Annotated in this window: 14 protein-coding genes and 3 tRNA genes; 7 read left to right on the top strand and 10 right to left on the bottom strand. The window is 67.5% G+C overall.

Annotated features, from left to right (window positions below):
• Positions 1–587 precede the first annotated feature (587 nt).
• The 3 genes from CKO28_RS22450 (at position 588) to CKO28_RS22440 (ending at position 3,243) form a co-directional block, all read left to right on the top strand.
• Positions 588–1,076: a nucleotidyltransferase domain-containing protein gene (locus CKO28_RS22450; protein WP_200343130.1), complete on the top strand. Its 489-nt coding sequence runs from the start codon at positions 588–590 to the stop codon at positions 1,074–1,076.
• 64 nt (positions 1,077–1,140) lie between these two features.
• Positions 1,141–1,686 carry a restriction endonuclease gene (locus CKO28_RS22445; RefSeq protein WP_200343129.1) on the top strand — a complete coding sequence of 182 codons (546 nt, stop codon included), beginning with the start codon at positions 1,141–1,143 and terminating at the stop codon, positions 1,684–1,686.
• 87 nt (positions 1,687–1,773) lie between these two features.
• Positions 1,774–3,243, top strand: coding sequence for a hypothetical protein (locus tag CKO28_RS22440; protein ID WP_200343128.1), 1,470 nt, complete (start codon positions 1,774–1,776; stop codon positions 3,241–3,243).
• Here the strand turns inward: CKO28_RS22440 and CKO28_RS22435 are convergent.
• The 6 genes from CKO28_RS22435 to CKO28_RS22410 all read right to left on the bottom strand — a co-directional run bounded on the left by CKO28_RS22435 (position 3,240) and on the right by CKO28_RS22410 (position 6,431).
• A complete protein-coding gene (locus tag CKO28_RS22435) occupies positions 3,240–4,145 on the bottom strand; it encodes a hypothetical protein (RefSeq protein WP_200343127.1) in 906 nt (301 codons plus the stop codon). The two genes, CKO28_RS22440 and CKO28_RS22435, sit on opposite strands and share 4 nt — an antisense overlap.
• Before the next feature lie 207 nt (positions 4,146–4,352).
• A complete protein-coding gene (locus tag CKO28_RS22430; RefSeq protein ID WP_200343126.1) occupies positions 4,353–4,694 on the bottom strand; it encodes a hypothetical protein in 342 nt (113 codons plus the stop codon).
• Between the two features lie 73 nt (positions 4,695–4,767).
• On the bottom strand, positions 4,768–5,118 hold the full coding sequence (locus CKO28_RS22425) for a hypothetical protein (RefSeq protein WP_200343125.1): 351 nt from the start codon (positions 5,116–5,118) through the stop codon (positions 4,768–4,770).
• 74 nt (positions 5,119–5,192) lie between these two features.
• Positions 5,193–5,519, bottom strand: coding sequence for a peptidyl-tRNA hydrolase (locus CKO28_RS29455; protein WP_200343124.1), 327 nt, complete (start codon positions 5,517–5,519; stop codon positions 5,193–5,195).
• A gap of 188 nt (positions 5,520–5,707) precedes the next feature.
• Positions 5,708–5,787 (bottom strand) — tRNA-Ser (locus tag CKO28_RS22415).
• Between the two features lie 92 nt (positions 5,788–5,879).
• Complete coding sequence (locus CKO28_RS22410; RefSeq protein WP_200343123.1) at positions 5,880–6,431, bottom strand: YgjV family protein; 552 nt, start codon at positions 6,429–6,431, stop codon at positions 5,880–5,882.
• Positions 6,432–6,706: 275 nt separating this feature from the next.
• Between CKO28_RS22410 and CKO28_RS22405 the strand changes: the two genes are divergently transcribed.
• The gene (locus tag CKO28_RS22405; RefSeq protein ID WP_200343122.1) at positions 6,707–6,919 is read left to right on the top strand and encodes a hypothetical protein; all 213 of its coding nucleotides are present in this window, start codon (positions 6,707–6,709) and stop codon (positions 6,917–6,919) included.
• Positions 6,920–6,944: 25 nt separating this feature from the next.
• Here CKO28_RS22405 and CKO28_RS22400 read toward each other — a convergent pair whose 3' ends face one another.
• Both CKO28_RS22400 and CKO28_RS22395 read right to left on the bottom strand, forming a co-directional pair.
• Positions 6,945–9,701: a PcfJ domain-containing protein gene (locus CKO28_RS22400; RefSeq protein WP_200343121.1), complete on the bottom strand. Its 2,757-nt coding sequence runs from the start codon at positions 9,699–9,701 to the stop codon at positions 6,945–6,947.
• Complete coding sequence (locus CKO28_RS22395; protein ID WP_200343120.1) at positions 9,698–10,123, bottom strand: hypothetical protein; 426 nt, start codon at positions 10,121–10,123, stop codon at positions 9,698–9,700. The genes CKO28_RS22400 and CKO28_RS22395 overlap by 4 nt, the downstream gene beginning before the upstream one ends.
• A gap of 505 nt (positions 10,124–10,628) precedes the next feature.
• Between CKO28_RS22395 and ftsH the strand changes: the two genes are divergently transcribed.
• Positions 10,629–12,389 (top strand): ATP-dependent zinc metalloprotease FtsH, encoded by a 1,761-nt coding sequence (gene ftsH, locus CKO28_RS22390; protein WP_200343119.1) that lies wholly within the window; start codon positions 10,629–10,631, stop codon positions 12,387–12,389.
• A 141-nt stretch (positions 12,390–12,530) separates the two neighbouring features.
• On the opposite strand, the gene mepK is transcribed toward ftsH, so the two are convergent.
• A complete protein-coding gene (gene mepK / locus CKO28_RS22385) occupies positions 12,531–13,088 on the bottom strand; it encodes a peptidoglycan L,D-endopeptidase MepK (RefSeq protein WP_200343118.1) in 558 nt (185 codons plus the stop codon).
• Between the two features lie 767 nt (positions 13,089–13,855).
• Here mepK and CKO28_RS22380 point away from each other — a divergent pair.
• Positions 13,856–13,932: transfer RNA gene (locus CKO28_RS22380), tRNA-Pro, on the top strand.
• Positions 13,933–13,977: 45 nt separating this feature from the next.
• Positions 13,978–14,052: transfer RNA gene (locus tag CKO28_RS22375), tRNA-Gly, on the top strand.
• 79 nt (positions 14,053–14,131) lie between these two features.
• Here CKO28_RS22375 and CKO28_RS22370 read toward each other — a convergent pair.
• The coding region (locus CKO28_RS22370) for an RNA-guided endonuclease InsQ/TnpB family protein (protein ID WP_200343117.1) at positions 14,132–15,045 on the bottom strand (914 nt) is incomplete at its 5' end.

Here is a 15,045-nt window from a genome sequence, read left to right as displayed (position 1 = left end):
CCAGCGGCAAACCGGTCCATCCGGCCAGCGGGCGGACAGGAACAACGCCTCGGCATGGTCTTCGTCCGGCACCAAATCCAGGAAGCCCTGTAGCGTTAGGTGGTCACGCGACATGGCCACAAGATATGGAGAACATACGCAGAACGCAATAGACCCGGCCGGGTTTACCGTGGCCCGTGAGACGGGCTGGGGGAGCAGCGAAGCGGTCCGGCGACCCCACAAAGGAGATGGGGCCGGAAAGCTGTTTGGGATTCAAGATTAGCGGCCAAGGGGGGGTGCCCCGATATGACCACGGCGGGCAGTACCGGCTCGCCTCACGCTGCAGGATCCAGCGGGTTCGCGTTCGCCAGCGTGCCCTCTTCCTCGTAGAACCTCTGCAGTTCGAGGAGATTGAACTCGTAGCCGTCACCCAGTTCGAGCGTCTCGATCTGCAGCCCCGCTGTGGTTTAATGCACTCTTTCAGGGAAACGGGACGGTACACCACACCCCCCCTTTTTTTTACCGGTTCTCGGTTAGCTGCTGTCAGCGACGCACCGGGCGTCCCTGAATCCCATCTCCGGGATGACATGCCTCACCGGAGACGCCTCATGGCAAGTGACCTGCCGCCCGTCCTGATCGCCGCCGACCTCGATCCTGAGGAGGCGAAGGTTCTGCATGCCTGCCAGGTCGCGATCGAGCGCCATCTGCCGAGTGCCGAGATCAGCCTGTTCGGCTCGCGCGCCCGCCGCGATCACCGGTCGGACTCGGACTACGACCTGCTGGTGCTGTTCGACCGCGAGGGGCCGCGCATGCCTGAAGAAGGTGAGGCGCGCCTGGAGCGTGACGCGCTGGCGCTTGCGGGGCGTGCCGCGAAGCTGAACCTGCAGCTGATCCCCCAGGATCGCGTCGAGGAGCTCGTCTTCGAGTACCCCTTCATGGGGCCGGCGCTCAGCGAGGGCGTCGCCCTGCCTGGTCTGCTCGAGCACTACTTCCGGATCGACGCCATGCGGGCCCAACGCGCCGCCAGTGAAGCGTCCGGCACGGCCAAACCTCCGTCATCCCAGGCAAAGCACCGGGACGCAGCGGAGTTGACGTAGGCGATCCAGCGACTTTTCGCGCGCCGCGTGGCGCTGTTCCACACTCTCGATACATCCCAAGCTCATGAACGATATCCCACAGCGCCTCGCCGAGAGTCTCGCCCAGCGCCTCATCCCGGCTGACATCCCCTCCTGGATCCCGACAGACCGCCTTCCCGAGCTGCTCGCGGGGCTCGCGGTGCTGGTCATCCTGCTTGCCATCTGGCGGCGCTTTTCCGAACGCCGAAAGATCAAGCAGCTCAACCGCTTCCTTCACGAACACCATCGCAAGGGCAACGGCGATGGCTTCGAGGATGCCTGCGCCACGCTCTTCCGCAAGATGGGCTATAAGGTCAAACGGGTCGGCAAGAGCGGCGATTTCGGTGCCGACCTGATCGTGCGCCGCCGCGGCAAGACCAGCATCGTTCAATGCAAGGACTGGGCGCAGAACGTCGGCGTCCGTGCGATCCAGGAAGCCTTCACGGCCAAGAGCTACTACCGCGGCGACCGCGCCATCGTCGTCGTGCGCAGGGACTTCACGAAGGCCGGGCGCGACATGGCCGAAACCTGCGGGGTGGAGCTGATCTCAGGCGATATGCTGCGCGACCTGGTGGCTAAGCACGTCCGGTAGGTCTCATCGGGCGCCCGGTAGAACAGGCCATCATCCCTAGAAAGCACCCACTTCCATCTCACGACAACCGTATTTGGGAGCTTGGTCGTGCCCAGGAAGTTCCGGCTCTGCTACGCCGACGGCAGCGACACGCTGCTCGACATCGACGCCATCGACGTCATCGAGGGCGACCTTTTCGCCGTGGTGCGCGATGGCGGGCACCGCCTGGTCGCACGGTCCGGTTCCTGGACCGCCTGCTACGCGCTCGCTCGCAACGGCCGTCAGCCGGAAGCCGCCATCCTGAGCGGCCGCGCGCGGCCGGCGCCGAAGATCTGGGGAGCCATGTCGACCACGGTCGTCACATTCTTTGAGAGAGACCCGGTCATGCTCTCCCTCGCCGTGGATGACCTCTACCTCGACGATGCCGACACCCTGGTTCTTGCCGCACCGAAGGCGGATGGCTTTCCCACCGGCTGGATCCACACAGCCTTCGCCTGGACGGCCTGGCGAAGCGCGAGCGACCTGTTCGGTCATCTCGAACCGATCATCAACGCCACCCTGGTCTCCGGCGCGGCCGAGACCGCGACGCTGATCGCAGAAGCCGAGGGCATGCATTGGATCGCCGGCATGTTCGGCAAGCGCCTGAACGTCCCAACCGCCCCGGCGATCGCCGCGCGGACCTTCGTGGAGTTGGACGCGAGCCAGCGCGCCGCCGGCACACATCATCCGGACGCGTTCGTCGCCGATGCCCTGAGCTGTGCCTGCCTCTGGCGGGACGCCGGCGACAACCGCGACCGCCTGGCTGACATCGCCGCACATGCGCAGGAAGCCGCCTCTGTCAGCCTGTTGCTGGCCGGATCCGAGTGCCTGTCCGGACTGGACCCCGCTGTGCATGCGCGCGCGGCCGACCTCGCCCGCGCCGAGGCCCGCTCAATCCACGACCTCTGGTTCGTCTCGTCCATGACCGCCGAGGGCGCGTGCGACGAAGCGGACGCGCTCGAGCGCATCGCCTTCGTCCAGGGCAAAGCCTGGGCGCTTCATCACCTCGGGTGCTGGCGGTACGCCGACACAATCGATCCCAAGATCCGGGCCGCCATCTCCAGCGAGGCTGCATACCTGGACGCGCGCATGCGCGACGGCCGTGTCGTGCCCGCCCCCTGGGCGGTCCGGGAGCGCGCCGTCCTTGCCCGCAACGCCCAGACCCTGATCGAGCTCGCCCTCTCCGGGATCGGGCGCGCGGACCTGCGCCAGAACCTGCTGGAGCTCGTCGCCAGCTGGCGCGATCCGCACGCGGACACCCTCACCAAAGACGTCGACCCGTTCGCGCTCGAAGACCCGCTCGATCGGATCGCCGAGCACCTGGAGGTCACGATCACGCCCGAGGAAGCAGAGCTGATCGACGACGAGATGGCCCAGCTGGGCGTGAGCGGCGCGGAGCAGCTGCTGCGCAATCGGGCGATCGAGCGCTTCGGCCTCACCCTGGAGAGCCTACAGGCCGCGGTATGCGCTGTGCGCGACCAGATCCAGGCGCTCCGGTTCGCCGAAAACGCCCTCGCCACGCTTCGGCCCACCGGCTAACGGGTGACGCCCATCTCCGCCAGAAGCGCGTCCTCGAGCCGGCCGAAGTCATCGCCAGACCACTCCGCATCACCAACCTCCAGTCGCCAGCGGTCGATGTGGAAGGGCCAGTCCTCAACGTCTTCCCGGCTGTAGCTGCTCGCGTCGAAATTGGTCTGGTCCTGGATCACCCAGCTGCCCTCCAGGATCACCCAGCCATCTCGAATAACAGGCTCGCCGTAGACCATGCCAGCCCAGGTGTGTCCCAGCGTGGAGCGGATATCGGTCCGGTACTGCCGCGCCACCGGGCAGTCGATCCGCCCGGAGAGATCCGGCCAGTCGTACGGCACGCCGGCCTGATCGACGGGCTTCGGCAGGCGATGCGCGGCCTTCATGGCCTCACTCAGGGTCATGCCGCCGGCACTGACGGACCCGGGATCGCCCTCGTCTCCATCGGGGTAGATGCCACAGAGCCGCTGGACCTGCCAGACCGGGGCGTTCGGGTCGCGATGCACCGTCCTGTTCATCTGGTACAGTAACTCGACCTCATCCCCGATCGCGTCCTGGATCGGGGATGGCTCCAGGACCTTGATGATGAAGATCTCGCCGTCGGGCTTCTCATCGAAGACCCAGTCGTCTGCGCGGATCAGGTCGATCACGCGCACGAACTCGGGATCGTGGTAGATCATCCCGAGCTTGCGGGCGATGATCTCGCTATCGTCCTCGCCCTGCTGGCCCTGCGCGCCACGACCGGCGCCGGACTTCAGGTAGTGCTGCAGCGCGTCGCTGCGCCAGCCCAGCACCTGGGCGATGTCGTGGAGGACTTCGGTCTGTTTCAGGTCTACGCCGCGGGCGCTCAGCCGAGCACGCAACTGCTTGGCAAGACGGGAGGGGAACCGGGAGTTGATCTGGATCGACGGCATGACGCGTCTCCTGTCGCGAAGCCCGACCGACCAGCTCGCGCTGTGGCGTGCCCCCGTCCGTCCAGATCGGGCTTCCCGTTGCAGGAAACTCGTGCTCTGTCCATCACGCCGGCTTTACCTTGACCGCCGATGCGGCCGGGGGCGGCTGGGTGCGCGGCGACCCATCTCCCGCGATAGCGCGCGACGCCCCCTAAACGCAACCCGGAACTACGCCTGGCCGGCAACGGGCCTCCCCTCGCCCGCATCCGCCCGTTCGACTCGCCGCCAGGTGCCGAACTCGACCTGCTCGATCAGCCCCATGCGGCGAAGCCGTCGCAACGCTGCGTACGCCCGTGCCGCCTCCTTCGGCCGCTCGAACAGCGACAGCAGGACCCGTGTGCTGATCACACCGCGGATCGGCACCAGCGACATCACGTTCGCCATCGTCTCGTGCGTGACGCCCGCCCGCGCCGCGACCGGCCGGCGCCGTGCTTTGGTTGAGGCGCCCCTGGCCGCGTGCGCCAGCCCGGAGCCGCTCGTGTCCGTGCGGACATCGATCTCGTTGGTCATGTCCGCACGGTGGCACGAGGAGGGTTAAGGGCTGTTTTCCAATCGCCGCCTGCACACGAGCAGCACTACCGGTCTAGGCGGCCGGGCGACGCGCCCGCTCGCGCTCCACCGCCAGCCTGGCCGCCTCCTTCATCCGCCGGCGCAGCACCAGCAACGCCCGCAGCTGACCTCGCAAAGCCTCTCGGCGTCCCTGGGCGCACGCCCGCTGGCCCCAGCGGTGCCCGCCCTTGGCACGCTGCTGCTTCTTCGCCAGGCGGCACTCCATGACGCGGCCGTGCCACGCGGCCTTCCAGGCGTCGACGAACGCCAGGTAGCTCTCCCGGTCACTGCCGCCGATCGCGTAGAGGTTCTCCGGCTTCAGCGGGGCGCCGCGCCCGGCATGGAAGGCCGCCAGACGCATGATGTCGGTCTCGTAGATGCGCATAATGTTCTCCTGTGTGCGCGAGGGAACGAGGTAACGGACGAGGTGTCGGCTTCCCGGCGGCGGCCGGGCGCGCATCATCGCCAGCATCGTAAGCCCCGTGTGATCGGGCGCGCGGCCGAGCGGCAACAAGGCCCGATGCCGAGCGCTGTCGCGATTGGGGTTCCGTCGAAGTCAGGCGGAAGCACATGTCCGCGATCTTCGAACAAGGCTGCCGGCAGCCCGGAAGCCCTCGCGCGGGCATGCAAGACGTGGAGTGCCGCCAGGTCGCCAGCGCAGAGGACGACGCGGGTGATCGAGCGCGCCTGCAGAACGGGCAGCAGCTCCGGGTCCAGATCGACGGCCGCCAAGAGGCTCGCGGCGAACGCGTGACCGGCCTGCGCCGCTGCCTTGCCCGGTGGCATGACGATGTCGGTACGCAGTAACGCGTAGGAGATCAGGCAAGAACTGGCGCTACGGGGGCCGCAGCGGCAGTCGGGCCGGGTCGGATCAGAAAGAACGCTCGCGGAAGATCCCGCACGGACGACCCGTGTGGAAGAGCTACAGGCCGGCTTTTTCGTCCCGCATCGATAGGGCTCCGTCCAAAAAGGGCTGGTGACACGCGCGGGGCTCGAACCCGCATCCCGGGAGCTAGCAGTTCCCGTGCCTTGACCGACTTACGACTAGCGTGTCCCTGACCTTGAAGCTAGTCCCGCCGCGAGCCGCCGCAACCCATACGCTCGCGCAGTCCATGCGCCGCAGGTTTTCGACGTCGGTCGCGAGAATCAGGTGCGGGCCGGCTCGGCTACCTGCGGATTTACTTCCAGCCCGACTTCCCGCCGTTTTCTCAAGATACAGACGCCGGTCATCACGATCACGGCGCCGCTGATCACCGCGAACGCGACCGAGACGTACGCGCCGACGGCCAGGCCAAACGCGAACCAGCAGGCGTTGGCACCAAGCGCCGCCGCCCGGAACCCGATCGCACGATCCCGGACGGCAATGCTCAGCGTCTCGATCGTACTCGCCAGGATCGGCGCCCAGACTGCCACCAGCCCGAGCCCATCGCCGTGCAGATAGAACCCAACGGCCCAGATCGGCAGCAGCCCGCCAAACGCGGTCCGCCGCATCAGGCGCTCGCTTCCGAACGCGCCAATCAGGCAGATCGCCGCCGAAAGAACCGCGACAACGAGGCCTGCGGTGCCACCGAGCAAGAGAAAGTAAGACCCCCAGAACCCCCAGGAGAGCGCATGCAGGATCAGGATCCGCCTCGGTCGCTCGATCAAGTAGCTGAGCGAGCCGATTGTGGCCGCGACAAAACCGATCGCGTGGATCATCAGTGCCTCGAGTTCCACTACGAACCGCCTCCGGCACAGGGCCGCTCTTGGACAAACTTTGCCGACGGCGGCGACCGGGATTCCTAAGGCCTGCGCGCCGGACGCCGTCGACCAGGGAGATGGTGTCCGGACGAGGCCGATGGCGCCGGGGAATATGTTTCGGCTTCGCCAGGACCGTACTTCCGGTCCCATTTACCGACTACCAAGAGATTCTTTACGGTTTGGGCGCCAATAGGGCAGGCCCAGCCGTACACGCCCGCAAGGAGGCAAAACAGATGCCCGAGATGCCGCTACCACAGCCCAGAGATATGCTCATCGGCACGGTCCTGCTCGTGGCCGTCACCGCCAGCCTGATCGCCTTCGCGAACGCCACGAAGGCCACTGGTGCGGACCACGCCTGCGTGTCGCTCTCGCCGGCCGCGGGCCAGCTCGTCAGCATGCCCACGATCGACGCCAGCTTCTGGCGCGCCGCCGCGCGAGGCTGCTGATCCGCCGGCGCGCGACGCTGCGCCGTTAGCGCGCGTCGCCCTCGCCGACCCGCTGCGGCCGCTGGTCCGTCAGGGCGGCATGCAGCCGATCGATGCCTGCGAGGACCTGCTTGCGTGTGTGCACCGTCAGGTCGACCCCCTGTTCGTTGGCCCGGTACCGCTCGCGCAGGTCAGGCCGGCCCACGAGGTTCGGCGCGAGGCCGGTGATCGCCTGCCGGTCCTGGCGAGTCCGGCCAGCCGCTTGCATCGCCACCTGACGGGCTGCGCGCGCCTCCTCCACCGACGGCGCCACGATCACGCGGTCCGCCATGTCGGCGAGCTTCGCGCGGGCGAAGACGCCGCTCACGCCCTGGGCGCGCTCACGGAGCGCGTCGGCCATCCGATCCGCCCGCGCCTCGACAGTCAGGCCGGACTGCGGCTCAACCTTCGCAAGCAGGCCCTCTCCCGGCACAAGGATAACCGCGTTCGTCCTCGCTTGCTGTACCGGGGTGAACCTTGCGTACTCGGCAGCGCTGAGCTCGGAGAAGCCCGCCGTGATCTGCGGCGGCGCGATCCGCTCCGAGCGCGGCTGGCCCGCCCGGTTGCGGCGTTGGCCCTGCCGCTCGCTCTTCCTGAACGAGGCGCGGTCACGGCGTTGCTCCAGGCGATCCTGCCACGCATTCTCCACCGCACCCTCGGTTAGCGCCTTGCGCAGCCCGGTCTGATCCAGGAACTGGTCCAGGGTCTGTGCCTTGCGCGCCGGACCCGTCATGTAGCGGCGGTAAAGCTGGAACGCGGCCTCGCTGCGCTGCTTGTCGCGCAGGTCGAAGCCGACCTCGGCCGCGAGCTTGCCCTTCTTCTCCATCTCCTTGCGCGCCCTCTCGCGCCCCTCGCGGATGCCGCCCCAATCGATCGCCCGCTCTTTTTCGAGGGCCTGCAAGTGGCGCAGGTACGCCTCGGCGGCGGCCTTCGCCTCTTTCGGCGCCGTGGAATTGCCGGGGCCGTAGTTCTGGACGAGCTTGAACTTCCCGTCTCTTCCGCGGGGGTCGCGGATCTCCAGGGTCGTGAGCCGCTGTCCCTTCGGACCCTTCAGCGATAGGACGTGGCAATCGCGGGTGCAGGCGTGCGTGTAACCACCCACACAGTGCTTCATCGCGCGCCCCTCCTCCTTGAGGCCCGCCTCGTTCAGGATCGGCTCGAGGGTGCAGCCATTCGGTGCAGTCCAGGCCTCGGTCAGCGGCGCCCACGAGACTGCCCCGACGACCTTGGGGTCCTGTAGAGCCGCGTTCAGCCTGGGCAGCTCCTGGTGCCAGCGCTTCGAGGCTTCCATGATCGCCGACATCCCCTTGGTGCCGAACAGCACCTCGACCGTTCTCGGGGAGTACTGGTTGTCGGCGTGCGCGATCGGTCCCGATGGATTCAAACCCGTGATCTGCCGGAGCTTGTCGGCCCCGAAGTGTTCCGTCGGGATGCCGGCCTCCTCAATCGCCTGCACGGCGATCGGATAGAGAACGGACTTCTGAAACGCGTTGACCAGGTCCCTCACACCCTCGGCGGGATTGCCTTCGAACCGAGCGGCCCAGTCCTGCCAGCGACCGCCGGTCTCGCGCACCAGCGCGTCCTCGTCCGCCCCGGTGGCGCGGTGCAGGCCATTGACGTTGTCCATCACCGTCCTGAAGGCCGCGAAGTCCTTGCGGCTCTTCGGAAGCCAATTCGCCGGGACGCGCCCTAGATCGCGTGCCAGGCCGATCGGCTCGTGCGCGACCTCCCGCCCGGCACGCTGCCATGTCAGCCCGTGCAGGCGCGCCACGTCCCGCTCACTCAGAGAGTCGTCGCTGCCATCGGACCCGAAGTCCTCATCCATAAAGAACACATCTTTGCCGTAGGAGTCTGCCAGAACGCGCGGAACCGACTGACCCTCGTCGATCCCCGGCACCCCACCGCGACTCATCCGATGGGCGAACAGCGGGTAGTAGCGCATGGCCTGACGGCGATACTGGGACACCTTCGCGGCGTCCTCTGCCAGGTCATCCTCCGCCAGGTCAAAGGCGTGGCGACTGCCCACCAACCAGTTGTAGGCCTCGCGATCGTAGATCCCCGCGCGGCGCATCAGATAGATGGCCTCTTCGTCGAGATGGGCGATGAACTTGCCCATCTGCCCGACCATCCGCCGGGTCTCGAACCGCTGGACCACCGCCGCCATGGCTTTGGTGGCCGCCAGATTCTTCTTCACGTCCGGGAAAGCTAGGCCGCGGAACGTCTCCCGGGCCAGATCGTTGGCCATGAAACCGCAATTGCGCTGAAGCTGGCTCGAGAACGCGTTGAGCTTGAGTTCAGGGCTGCGGCCGCGTCCATGATCTATGGCATCCCGGATCCGGTCGACGCTCCCCTCGATGCCGAGCTGGTCGACCAGGGGCAGATCGAGATCGTCGGCCTCATGCATCACCCCCAGGGTCTGCAGCAGCCCTTCACGCGTCACGAAGGCGATGTTTATCTCGATCGAGCGCGCCGAGCCCCCTTCAAAGAAGCCGCGCGAGAAGGACGGCATCGCAGAGACCATCGCCGCGCCGGACCCCTGACCGAGCTCGCCCGGCGCGAACACCTTTCGCCAGCTACGCGCCCGCATGCCTGCATAGCGCTCTTTCGCGGTCTCGATCGCGGCCTCGTCCTTCAGACCGTAGCGCCGCGCGATGGTCTCCACGAAGCCATACCGCTCCGGGGCGTAGTCGGTCCTGTGCTCGACCTGCTGGGCCGTCTGCTGGCCATCCTCGATGGCGGCCTGGATGCGCTCGATATGGGTCATCGGATCGCCTCCCAGTGGCGCACCAGCGCATCCAGCTGACGGCCGTCGAAGAGATCGCGCAGCGGCGTGCTGTCGAGCTCGATCTCCGCGCCGTCGGGGTAGTCGGGCACACGAACCGCGCGCACGCGCATCACACCGCCGGCATCCGGGACCGCCCGCATGCCGAGCACCGCGCCCGCCGAAAGGTGTAGCTCGACGCCGGCCGGCAGTCCGGACTCCGCGTTGATCCCGCGGATCACCTCCCGGCAATGACTGTCGAACAGGTGGCCGGCGACATCGCCGCCCGAGACCGTCATCTCGCCGGCGTCGACCACGATGTCGGTGACGGCAGGCGCGCACTCGGGCATCTGCGTGACGTCGACGAAGGCGTCGTAGGAACGGACAACCCGGTCCTCGATCCGGATCAGAAGGCGGGCGTGCATGGCGCATCCTCAGCAACGGGTCAGGATGCAGAGGGATTTGGTACAGAACGGTAAAGACCGCGAGGGCCACGACGGAAAAAACGAGTCCAAAGACCGTCCCGGGCCATTTACACAGGCCATGCACACGTGAGTGTGTATTTACGATTGATTCGCCTTTAAGGCGCACCCTGTAGGCCTGCGCTCACGACAATGAGGGGGGGGTCGTGACCTCGGCCAACAGGGCTGATCATTCCCAGGTTCCCATTAGCCACGCGCGCTCGCTGCGGCGCCGCGCAGTACTCACCCGCCCAACGGGACTCAATACGCATGCAGACCAACTTGCTGACACCGTCGGATCCTCGCCAGCCTGCTGATCCTCGCCCTGACCTTCGGCCTGCTCGCCCTGTGGGCGCAGAAGCACGCACCCCAGGAACTGACCTATCCCCGCGTGAGCGATGCGCAGCCCGCGGCCACGTCTAGCGCCGCAGAGCCACCCGCCGCCGGCGGTCCGTACGCGGAGTCACAGGTGGAGGATCTCGCCAAGACCACACAGGCCCCGCCCGAGCAGGTGGCCTACTCGCGCTTCCTCGAGGCCGCCAAGGCCGGCGAGATCGAGCGGGTCCTGATCGAAGGGACGGTCCTGCGGGGCGAGATCGACGGTCAGCGCATCGTCGCGGTCGCACCGGAGGGGTCCGACGACGCCCACCGGCTAATCGATTCCGGTGCCGATGTGATCGCCCGCCAGCCCGAGAGCGGCGGCATGTTCAGCGGTTTCCTGTCCCGCTGGGGGCCGGTGCTGCTGATCATCGGCGTGATGATCTTCCTGTACCGGCGCCAGCAGGCGAAGGCCGGCGGCACCGCCGCGCACGGCAAGTCCCAGGCCAAGCTGATGAGCGAGGAGGACTACAAGGTCACGTTCAAGGACGTGGCCGGCGCGGAAAGCGCCAAGGAGGACGTGGAGGAGGTGATCTCCGCGCTGCGCGATCCCGAGCGGTTCAAGAAGGTCGGCGGCGAGGTCCCGCGCGGCATCCTACTCGCGGGACCTCCCGGCACCGGCAAGACGCTGCTGGCCCGCGCTGTCGCCGGCGAGTCCGGGGTGCCGTTCTACTCGGTCGGCGGCTCGGCGTTCGTCGACATGTACGTCGGTGTCGGCGCCAGCCGGGTGCGCGATCTGTTCGCCGAGGCGCGCAAGAAGGCCGCCAAGACCGGCGCCAAGGGTGCGATCCTTTTCATCGACGAGATCGACGCCCTGGGGAAATCCCGTGTGGCCGGCGGCGGGGGCGGCAGCGACGAGCGCGACCAGACGCTGAACCAGCTGCTGAGCGAGATGGACGGGGTCACGCGTTCCCAGAACCTGATCGTAATCGCCGCGACCAACCGCCCGGACATCCTGGACCCCGCGCTGACCCGGCCGGGACGCTTCGACCGGCAGATCCAGGTCGACCTCCCGAGCGTGACCGAGCGCCAGCAGATCCTGAAGGTCCACGCGAAGACCGTGCCGCTGGCCGATGACGTCGACCTCGCCGCACAGTCCCGGCTGACACCCGGCTACTCTGGGGCCGAGTTGCGCAACGTGGTCAACGAGGCGGCGCTGTTCGCGGCGCGCGACAACCGGGACCAGGTGTCCGCGCATCACTTCGAGCTGGCGCGCGACAAGGTGATGGTCGGCGCGGAGCGGCGCAGCATGATCATGACTCAGCACGAGAAGCGGCTGGTCGCCTACCACGAGGCTGGACACGCTTTGGTCGGCCTGAAGGTGCCGGGCAACGACCCGCTGCACAAGATCACGATCGTCCCGCGCGGCCGGGCGATGGGCGTGGCGATGTGGATGCCCGAGGGCGACCGCAAAGGCTACACCGTGCGCGAGGCCAAGGCGCGCATCGCCATGGCCTTCGGCGGCCGCGTCGCCGAGCGGCTCGTGTTCGGCGACGAGGAGGTTACCTCCGGCGCCGCCGCGGACATCCGCATGGCGACCTCGATCGCCCGGCGCATGGTCACCGAGTGGGGCATGAGCGAGGTGGTGGGCCCGATCGACTGCACCGAGGGCGAGCGCGACCGCTTCCTCGGCAGGGCCCCGAAGGTCAGCGCCGCCTGCGCCGGTGAGGTGGAGGCCGAGGTCAAGCGCTTCGTGCAGGAGGGTCAGGACACGGCCACGCAGATCCTGACCCGAGGCTTTTACCAGCTCGAGGCGCTCGCCGACGCCCTCCTGGCGCGGGAGACGCTGACGGCCCAGGAAATTGACGAGGTCCTGATGGGCGAATGCGCTCAAGAACGCATGTCGGCCTGATCACGCCCCACAGCTGCCGTCGAGCCCCTACCAGGCTTTCGATTGCGAGGGGTGGCCGGTCGGCCGCCCCTCCTTTCTTGTCCTGTTCGGGGGCGTGGCCGGCTCACGGCGGCCGACGGGGCCTGCTGCCGGATCCCAGGACTACCAGTAGCGCACGGCGCCAGTATCGACGTGAATGAACCCGCTGTCGGGATAGTAGCCGACGCCGCCGCGCCGCAGCCGGCGGGCCACCCAGTTCAAGTCCCGCAACGACACGCCGTACGCCCAGAAGTCGACCGCGCGGCCCAGGGGGTGCAAGCTGTTGCGGGCCACCCCGGACGTCCGGGTACGCAGCATGCGATTGGTCTGTCGCGTGCGGTAGCCGGAAACCACGTGCAGGTAGCCGCGGTGGCCGACCTCGTACGCGATGTCGTGCAGGAGATCGTACACGCCGAGATCCATGCGCATGACCTCGCCGGTGCGCCAGTCGCGCATGAAGAAGTCCAGCTCGTCCAGCGCGGTCGCGTCGTAGCCCTCCCCGTCGAAGTAGAGGGCCTCCATCCGCTCGCCCGTATTGGCGTTCAGCAGCTTGAGCGATCGCGGGCGGCGCGGCGGCGGAACAAGAGCCATCGCCGGGCGCGCGGCCGCCATACCGGTCAGGGCCGCAGCTCCGGTCAGCAGACGACGACGGTGGATCTGGACGTTCGGTTGCTCGGACATATACGGTAGATGGGTGCAATTCACCGATCCGGCGACCGTCTCTGATGATTAAAGGACCGTCGCCGCGCCCGGGGCAGAAACCCGCGCATCAGACATTTTTTGTGCACCGACCGAAAAAAGAGGGTTCCGTTTTTCGAACCGATCCCATATATCCCTTATCGAGGCCGCGGCGCCTCCGGGCAACAGCCCGCTTGCGCCAGCCTCAGACGCGCACGCCGCGACCACAGAACACCGCGCCTCAAGGCGCATCCGAGCGAGAGCCCGAGACAGAACGATGACCCGCCGCCCGACATCAGCAACGCGCACGCGCCCCGTCGTGGCCCCCAGTGGCCTTGATGCGCGCGCCTTCGTGCTCGGTCTGTCGGCCGGGAACGTCGGCTCGTTGAATGCCTGGTCCGCGTTCGCGGATCCGGCGTCCCGCTCGGAGGGAGGAGTAGCAGGCTAGAAGCGCCTGAACATCCTCCAAGGGTTACTAGACCCCTCCGAGCACAGCTTAGGAGGGGTTTTTCTTTGCCCTGATGCCGGCGCCGCCGGCCAGGGCGGCCGATCCCGGGGTCATATCCCGGGACGCAACCGGAGGCCGGGCCACGCACCCGGCTTTGGGCAGCCCGGCACGCCGGATTTCTGCCTCCCGGACGCGCACGCCAAGCGGGCCGGCTTGACCGGCAGCGCCGCGTGACGGGGCGAACGAGATCACGGAGCGTCTGCAAGGGCGCCCCGCGGCAGCGCTATCGTGCCAGCCGCGGGCGCCGCGCGAGGCGCTTCGACGGAGTGTAGCTCAGCGTGGTAGAGCGCCTGGTTTGGGGCCAGGATGCCGGTGGTTCGAGTCCGCCCACTCCGACCATTTTCCACGACGATCGTCGCCGGAGACCGATCGTGCGTGCTGTTTGCGGGTATAGCTCAGCGGTTGAGCGGTAGCCTTCCAAGCTACTGGTCGCGAGTTCGATCCTCGCTGCCCGCCCCACCTCTCTCCGGTCGCTGCCGCGATAGCTTAGCAGGTAGAGCACGGGTGTGAACGCTCCCCACGGCTAAAGCCGGGGGCTTCAGGCGGCTCGCGCCGCCTTGTTTCCTGTTTCATCGGCCGCCGCGACCGCGTGGGTCGGCTTACGCAGGCCTCCGCAGGCAGGGACGTGCGTACCGCCCGCCCGTAGCTTCTGGATGCCGAGGTGCTTGATGTTCACCGCGGCGTTGATGTCCCGGTCATGGCGCGCGCCGCACGCCTCGCAGCCCCAGTCACGCACCGACAGCGGGATCGTCTCGACTGATTCCCCGCAGGCGCTGCACGTCTTCGACGTGGGTGCCCAGCGGTCGAGCTTGACCAGCCGCTTGCCGCTGCGTTCGGCTTTATAGGCGACCTTCGAGATCAGGCCGTGCCAGCCGGCGTCCGAGATCGCCCGCGCCAGCCGGCGGTTGCGCACCATGTTCTTGACCGCCAGCGTCTCCACGATGACCGCTTGGTTTTCGTCGACCAGTCGTTTCGAGAGCTTGTGCTGGAAGTCGTTGCGCGCGTTGGCCACGCGCGCATGCGCGCGCGCCACCGTCAGCCGGGCCCTTGCCCGGTTCCGGGATCTTTTGGTCTTCCGCGAAAGCGCCTTCTGCTTCCGGCGCAGATTGGACTGCGCCCGCTTGAGATGATGCGGGTTGGGCGTCTTCCGGCCATCGCTCTCGATGGCCAGATGCGCCAGACCCATATCGACGCCGACCACCGCGCTCTCCGGAACAACGTCGGCTGGCTGGCGTGCCTCCGCGCCGTCCTCGAACAGCAGTGCGGCGTAGTACTTGCCAGTGGCCGCCCGGGTCAGGGTGATCGACGTGAGCTCACCGACGGGATCGCGGTGGACCACGGCCTCGATACGCCCCGGCACCTTGGGTACCGTGATCCAGGTGTCGCCGACGGCGATCTTGCCGGTGCAATGATAGCTGCTCTGCGTGCCGCGCTTGGACTTGAAGCGCGGAT

This window comes from Rhodovibrio sodomensis, assembly GCF_016583645.1.
Lineage (GTDB): Bacteria > Pseudomonadota > Alphaproteobacteria > Kiloniellales > Rhodovibrionaceae > Rhodovibrio > Rhodovibrio sodomensis.
Note: the sequence above shows the minus strand (reverse complement) of the source record. Positions and strands in the feature narration are given on the sequence as shown.

Bases quoted from the DNA above. Each gene is read 5' to 3' on its own strand.
- CKO28_RS22450 (WP_200343130.1), top strand. From the start codon at position 588: ATGGCAAGTGACCTGCCGCCCGTCCTGATCGCCGCCGACCTCGATCCT.
- CKO28_RS22445 (WP_200343129.1), top strand. From the start codon at position 1,141: ATGAACGATATCCCACAGCGCCTCGCCGAGAGTCTCGCCCAGCGCCTC.
- CKO28_RS22435 (WP_200343127.1), bottom strand. From the start codon at position 4,145: ATGCCGTCGATCCAGATCAACTCCCGGTTCCCCTCCCGTCTTGCCAAG.
- CKO28_RS22430 (WP_200343126.1), bottom strand. From the start codon at position 4,694: ATGACCAACGAGATCGATGTCCGCACGGACACGAGCGGCTCCGGGCTG.
- CKO28_RS22425 (WP_200343125.1), bottom strand. From the start codon at position 5,118: ATGCGCATCTACGAGACCGACATCATGCGTCTGGCGGCCTTCCATGCC.
- CKO28_RS29455 (WP_200343124.1), bottom strand. From the start codon at position 5,519: ATGCCACCGGGCAAGGCAGCGGCGCAGGCCGGTCACGCGTTCGCCGCG.
- CKO28_RS22410 (WP_200343123.1), bottom strand. From the start codon at position 6,431: ATGATCCACGCGATCGGTTTTGTCGCGGCCACAATCGGCTCGCTCAGC.
- CKO28_RS22405 (WP_200343122.1), top strand. From the start codon at position 6,707: ATGCCCGAGATGCCGCTACCACAGCCCAGAGATATGCTCATCGGCACG.
- CKO28_RS22400 (WP_200343121.1), bottom strand. From the start codon at position 9,701: ATGACCCATATCGAGCGCATCCAGGCCGCCATCGAGGATGGCCAGCAG.
- CKO28_RS22395 (WP_200343120.1), bottom strand. From the start codon at position 10,123: ATGCACGCCCGCCTTCTGATCCGGATCGAGGACCGGGTTGTCCGTTCC.
- mepK (WP_200343118.1), bottom strand. From the start codon at position 13,088: ATGTCCGAGCAACCGAACGTCCAGATCCACCGTCGTCGTCTGCTGACC.